The organism is uncultured Allobosea sp., from assembly GCF_945956895.1.
Classification (GTDB): Bacteria; Pseudomonadota; Alphaproteobacteria; order Rhizobiales; family Beijerinckiaceae; genus Allobosea.
Genome location: NZ_CAMFJF010000119.1, coordinates 1 through 6094, shown reverse-complemented (window position 1 = coordinate 6094; position 6094 = coordinate 1). Strand labels below are relative to the sequence as shown.

The window sequence follows — 6094 nt, the reverse complement described above, 5'->3', positions numbered from 1 at the left end:
CTGATCGGGCTGATCGAGGTGATGTGGTCGGCCTATTTCACCATCGACTACAAGGACGTCGCCGCCTTCTGCATCCTGGCGCTGGTGCTGGTCTTCATGCCCTCCGGCCTGCTCGGGCGCCCGGAAGTCGAGAAGGTCTGACACCATGGCAAGCAACCCGACCGCAAACACGGCCGCTCCCGGCCGCGACCTGAAGGCGGCCCTGAAGGAAGCCGGCTTCGCCGCCTTCGTGACACTGGGCCTCTGCATCCCGATCATCGCCTGGGGCACGCGCCAGAACATGGACAATGTCCTGGTTCTGGACCCGCGCTGGGATGCGGTCGCCTGGGCCGTCGGCATCGTCTTCCTCGGCCGCTTCCTGGTGGCTTTGCGCAAGCAGGGCCGGCAAGAAGGCAAGGCTGCAATACGCATCCTGCCGCACGGCACCATCGCCTTCTTCCAGCGCCATTCGCGCGTCTTCTCGCTCTTCGGGCTGGGTTTCCTCGTCACCTTCCCGGCGATCGCGATCGGGCTGGCCGGCTGGGGCGGCGCGCTGAAATGGATCGACAATTTCGGCGTCCAGATCCTGATCTACGTCATGCTCGGCTGGGGCCTGAACATCGTCGTCGGCCTCGCCGGCCTGCTCGACCTCGGTTATGTCGCCTTCTATGCCGTCGGCGCCTATTCCTATGCGCTTCTGGCCAAGAATTTCGGTCTGTCCTTCTGGCTGCTGCTGCCGCTCGCCGGCATCCTGGCCGCCTTCTGGGGCATGCTGCTCGGCTTCCCCGTCTTGCGCCTGCGCGGCGACTACCTCGCCATCGTGACGCTGGCCTTCGGCGAGATCATCCGCCTCGTGCTGGTGAACTGGACCGAGTTCTCCAACGGCTATGCCGGCATTTCCGGCATCCCGCGCCCGACCTTCTTCGGCATCCCCTTCACGGCGGCGGATAATGGTTTCGCCGCTGTTTTCGGCCTGGAGTTCACGCCGCTCTACCGAACGATCTTCCTCTATTACCTGATCCTCTGCCTGGCATTGTTGACCGCCTTCGTGACGCTGCGCCTGCGGCGCCTGCCGGTCGGCCGCGCCTGGGAGGCGCTGCGCGAGGACGAGATCGCCTGCCGCTCGCTCGGCATCAACACCACCAACACCAAGCTCACCGCCTTCTCGATGGGCGCGATGTTCGGCGGCTTCGCCGGCGCCTTCTTCTCGGCGCGGCAGGGCTTCATCTCGCCCGAGTCCTTCGTCTTCATGGAATCGGCGGTGATCCTCGCCATCGTCGTGCTCGGCGGCATGGGCTCGCTCTGGGGCTGCGCCATCGCGGCAATCGCGATGATCGGCGGCACCGAGCTCCTGCGCGAGCTCGAATGGATGAAGACGGGCATCAGTCTTTTCGGCCTGCAGATCCCTGGCCTCGGCAACGACTTCGACCCGACGAAGTACCGCATGCTGATCTTCGGCTTCGCCATGGTGGTGATCATGATCTGGAAGCCGCGCGGCCTGATCTCGACCCGCGAGCCCACCGCCTTCCTCAAGGAGAAGAAGAAGATCTCCGCCGACATGGTCCAGGAGGGGCACGGCTGATGGCCACGATCGCTCCGCAACCCGCTCCGCAGGGCCGCGCCCTGCTGGAGGTCGAGCAGGTCACCATGCGCTTCGGCGGCCTCACCGCCGTCAACGCCCTCTCCTTCCAGGCCCGGAAGGGCGAGATCACGGCGCTGATCGGGCCGAACGGCGCCGGCAAGACCACGGTCTTCAACTGCATCACCGGCTTCTACAAGCCGACGCAGGGCATGATCTCGCTGAATCATGACGACGGCTCGAGCTACCTGCTCGAGCGCATGCTGGACTTTCGCATCTCCTGGAAGGCCAAGGTCGCCCGCACCTTCCAGAACATCCGCCTCTTCGGTGGCATGACGGTGCTGGAGAACCTGCTCGTCGCCCAGCACAACCCGCTGATGCTGGCCTCCGGCTTCACCTTCCTCGGGATACTCGGCGTCGGCGGCTACAAGGCCCGCGAGAAGGAGGCGATCGAGAAGGCCAGGTTCTGGCTCGACAAGATCAACCTGACCCACCGCGCCGACGATCCCGCCGCAGACCTGCCCTATGGCGACCAGCGCCGGCTGGAGATCGCGCGGGCCATGTGCACCGACCCGGTCCTGCTTTGCCTCGACGAGCCGGCAGCGGGCCTCAACCCGCGCGAGAGCCACGATCTCAACACGCTGCTGCTTTCGATCCGCAAGGACCTCGGCACGGCGCTGCTGCTGATCGAGCATGACATGTCGGTCGTCATGGAAATTTCGGACCACGTCGTGGTCCTCGACTACGGCACCAAGATCGCCGACGGCACGCCGGCCGAGGTACAGGCCGACCCGAAGGTCATCGCCGCCTATCTCGGCGTCGATGATGAGGAGGTCGAAGAGGTCGAAGCGGAGGTCGGCATCTCGTGACTACAGCCCAGCCTCTTTTGGCCGTCCGCGGCGTCAAGACCTATTACGGCAAGATCATCGCGCTGAAGGGCGTCGATATCGACGTCAACGCCGGCGAGATCGTCACCATGATCGGCGCCAACGGCGCCGGCAAATCCACGCTGATGATGACGATCTTCGGCAATCCGCAGGCGCGCGAGGGCTCGGTCACCTATGAGGGCCGGGACATCACGCGCATGCCGAGCCACGAGATCGCGCGCCTGGGGATAGCGCAGTCCCCGGAGGGAAGACGCATCTTCCCGCGCATGACCGTGTTCGAGAACCTGCAGATGGGCGCCGCCGTCCGCGATTTCGAGCATTTCGACGAGGATATCGAGAAGATCTGCGTGCTCTTCCCGCGCATCAAGGAGCGCTTGCAGCAACGCGGCGGCACGCTCTCGGGCGGCGAGCAGCAGATGGTCGCGATCGCGCGCGCCCTGATGGCGCGCCCGAAGCTCCTGCTGCTGGACGAGCCCTCGCTCGGCCTCGCACCGCTGATCGTGAAGCAGATCTTCGAGGCAATCCGCGAGCTCAACCGGACGCAAGGCTTGACCGTCTTCCTGGTCGAGCAGAACGCCTTCCATGCGCTGAAGCTCGCCCATCGCGGCTATGTGATGGTCAACGGCGTCATCACCATGAGCGGTACCGGCAAGGACCTGCTCGCCAATCCGCAGGTGCGCGCCGCCTATCTCGAAGGCGGCCGGCACTGATCCACGACGGCGGAAGGCGCGTTGCCTTCCGCTGCAACTTTTTGATGAGAGACGGCCGCACGCCACCCATGCCATCGCTGTGGTGATGTCAGCCGCTTCCAACCCTAGCATCGGACCGAAAAGTGGAACGCACTTTTCGGACCAACCCGATGCTGAAACAAAGAGATAGATCGCAACCTCGCGTCCGGGAGGTCGCACGGCGATCTAGCCTGAAGCCGGGAGCACCAGATGCAGGGCATCCTCTACGAAGAACCGACCATCTGGCTCTTCCTGCTGGTCACGGTCGTCATGGGCGGCTGGCTCGCCTGGATGGCCGGCCGCGCCATCGCGGTGACCTGGCGGCCGAACTGGCAACTGGTCGTCTACATGCTGATCCTCGGCCTGTTCGTGCGCTTCATCCATTTCGCGCTGTTCCAGGCCACGCTGCTGACGCCGCACTACTATATCGTCGATACGATCGTGCTCATCGCCTTCGGCTATGCGGGGTGGCGCTACACCCGCGCCAAGCAGATGACCCGGCAGTATCACTGGCTGTTCGAGCGCGCCGGCCCCTTCGGCTGGAAGCCGCGGGCGGGCGCCGAAATACGACCTGAATTGCTCTGAAGGAGCTCATGAGCTTGGTGCGTGACAGCCCCCCGAAAAAGCGCAAGACTGTTGCTTGGGGTGACGAGAACGCACCGAGACGGGTGGACCGTCCAGCCCGTTGATCAATCAATACAGGGGAGTTGCATCACATGAAGAAACTGCTGTTGGGCGGCATTGCGCTCGGCGCGGTCCTTGCCTTCTCCGGCATGGCCAACGCGCAGATCAAGCTCGGTGTCGGCGGCCCGATCACCGGCCCTAACGCCGCATTCGGCGCGCAGCTCAAGAACGGCGCCGAGCAGGCTGTCGAGGATATCAACGCCGCCGGCGGCGTCCTCGGCCAGAAGATCACGATCTCGGTCGGCGACGACGTCTCCGATCCGAAGCAGGGCGTCTCGGTCGCCAACAAGTTCGTCGGCGACGGCGTGAAATGGGTGCTCGGCCACTTCAACTCCGGCGTCACCATGCCGGCCTCGGAAGTCTATGCCGAAAACGGCATCCTGATGATCTCGCCTTCGGCCACCAACCCGAAGATCACCGAGCGCGGCCTGTGGAACACCTTCCGCACCTGCGGCCGTGACGACCAGCAAGGCAGCGTCGCCTCGGCCTATCTGCTGAAGAACTTCAAGGACAAGAAGATCGCGATCGTCCACGACAAGACGACCTATGGCCAGGGCCTCGCCGACGAGACCAAGAAGGGCCTCACTGCCGGCGGCGTCAAGGAAGTGCTCTACGAAGGCGTGAACGCCGGCGAGAAGGACTTCTCGGCGCTCGTCTCGAAGATCAAGGCCGCCGGTGCCGACTATCTCTACTGGGGCGGCCTGCACACCGAAGGCGGTCTGATCGTGCGCCAGATGCGCGACCAGGGCCTGAAGACCGTGCTCGTCTCGGGTGACGGCATCACCACCGACGAGTTCGCCACGATCGGCGGCCCCGGCGTCGAAGGCACGCTGATGACCTTCCCGCCGGACCCGCAGAAGCGCCCGGAGGCGGCTGCCGTCGTCCAGAAGTTCGCGGCCAAGAACTTCAAGCCGGAAGCCTACACGCTCTACAGCTACGCCGCCGTCCAGATCATGGCGGAAGGCGCCAAGCGCGCGAACTCGGTCGATCCCAAGAAGATCGCCGCCGCGCTGCATGGTGGCCAGCCGGTCAAGACCGTGATCGGCGATATCGGCTTCGACAAGAAGGGCGACATCACCCGTCCGGACTACACCGTCTACACCTGGAAGAAGGGTGCCGACGGCAAGATCACCTATGTCGAGAATTGATCTCGGCGGCTGATCCGGCTTCTTGAACGACAGAGCCCGCCCCGGAGCCTCCGGGGCGGGTTTTCTATTGGGCGGGAGAGCTTTGATTTGAGCGCTGGTCAACGGCCGAGATGGGTCATTACCAGACTCGGCCATTGCCGCTGCAACGCGCAGCCAAACGGGGCGGGATTACGAATCTTCCCGGCTCCGAACCAATCGGACGATTCCGATCGGAATCAGAGAGGTTACGACGACGGGCAGGACAATAACATAGAGTAAACTCGGCAGTTTCGGCCAACCGTCACCGCCATGCATATTCACGAGGAACACAATAAGAATGCCTGTCGAAATTGAGAGCGCGATCAGGTGAAATTTACTTGGCAGCGAGGCGATCACGAAACCGACGACTAGCGCTGGAATCCCCCAAAGTGCCAAGATAATCATCCAAGCGGCGGCCACAGTCGGTTTTCCAATCTTAGTGCTCATCAAAGGATGCATATATTAGATAAGCCAAGTTGCTTAAATTCCGATAAGGCGCATCGTCGTGAATCAACTCCCAATTAGCGAGATGTTGCGCCTGCAATGGGCCGGAAGCGGGCGAGATGACGCTTTGACGGTTGAGAAGATACCTTTAACTCATCTGACGAACGATGAGGTGCTTTAGTTGGAGATTATTTGATATGGCGCTGATCTACATAATTAATATGGCTTTTATATTCATATCTTTATACTTGTTAGTTTTTGTATTTATAGAAATTCATCCTTGGGTCGGCGTATTGGCGGTCTTTTTGGCAGCATGCGCTCTGCATTTTGCATTACTATACGCAAGAAAAATAAAATAGAGATCCGCTATCGCCGGATGATCTGGTGGTTTATACGGCGACGCAACGTCAGCAAAGGGTCGCGAGCAGACAAAAATTATTTTCGCACTCGCGCGAATGATGGAGTCCGGCCATTAATTCTTGATAGATGATTTATATTTTGACGAAATCGCTACATCTAAGAAATACCCAACCAAACAACATAAAATCAATGCAGAAATAGCTGTGAATTTATTCAACAAATCAAAATATGACAATAACAGAGATATCAATAACAACAGTATGCTAG

Annotated in this window: 5 protein-coding genes and 2 pseudogenes; 6 read left to right on the top strand and 1 reads right to left on the bottom strand. The window is 61.3% G+C overall.

The genetic code is table 11. The features are described 5' to 3' along the window. The 6 genes and pseudogenes from Q0Q02_RS22875 to Q0Q02_RS22850 all read left to right on the top strand — a co-directional run. A pseudogene (locus Q0Q02_RS22875) lies at positions 1-141 on the top strand (branched-chain amino acid ABC transporter permease LivH); the annotation flags it as partial. Positions 142-145: 4 nt separating this feature from the next. Then, positions 146-1561, top strand: a complete 1416-nt coding sequence (gene livM, locus Q0Q02_RS22870; protein ID WP_293813018.1) for a high-affinity branched-chain amino acid ABC transporter permease LivM — start codon at positions 146-148, stop codon at positions 1559-1561. Continuing rightward, positions 1561-2403 (top strand): annotated as a pseudogene (locus Q0Q02_RS22865) (ABC transporter ATP-binding protein); the annotation flags it as partial. The gene livM and the pseudogene Q0Q02_RS22865, both read left to right, overlap by 1 nt. Before the next feature lie 20 nt (positions 2404-2423). Then, the gene (locus Q0Q02_RS22860; protein WP_293813016.1) at positions 2424-3155 is read left to right on the top strand and encodes an ABC transporter ATP-binding protein; all 732 of its coding nucleotides are present in this window, start codon (positions 2424-2426) and stop codon (positions 3153-3155) included. Between the two features lie 228 nt (positions 3156-3383). Next, a complete protein-coding gene (locus Q0Q02_RS22855; protein ID WP_293813014.1) occupies positions 3384-3758 on the top strand; it encodes a DUF6867 family protein in 375 nt (124 codons plus the stop codon). Positions 3759-3889: 131 nt separating this feature from the next. After that, positions 3890-5005, top strand: a complete 1116-nt coding sequence (locus tag Q0Q02_RS22850; RefSeq protein WP_293813012.1) for a branched-chain amino acid ABC transporter substrate-binding protein — start codon at positions 3890-3892, stop codon at positions 5003-5005. 168 nt (positions 5006-5173) lie between these two features. Here the strand turns inward: Q0Q02_RS22850 and Q0Q02_RS22845 are convergent, their stop codons facing one another. Beyond that, entirely contained in the window at positions 5174-5470 is a 297-nt protein-coding gene (locus Q0Q02_RS22845) for a hypothetical protein (RefSeq protein WP_293813010.1), read from the bottom strand. Positions 5471-6094 lie beyond the last annotated feature (624 nt).

Excerpts from the sequence above, each read along its gene's own strand:
- livM (WP_293813018.1), top strand. The coding sequence starts at position 146 with ATGGCAAGCAACCCGACCGCAAACACGGCCGCTCCCGGCCGCGACCTG.
- Q0Q02_RS22855 (WP_293813014.1), top strand. The coding sequence starts at position 3,384 with ATGCAGGGCATCCTCTACGAAGAACCGACCATCTGGCTCTTCCTGCTG.
- Q0Q02_RS22850 (WP_293813012.1), top strand. The coding sequence starts at position 3,890 with ATGAAGAAACTGCTGTTGGGCGGCATTGCGCTCGGCGCGGTCCTTGCC.
- Q0Q02_RS22845 (WP_293813010.1), bottom strand. The coding sequence starts at position 5,470 with ATGAGCACTAAGATTGGAAAACCGACTGTGGCCGCCGCTTGGATGATT.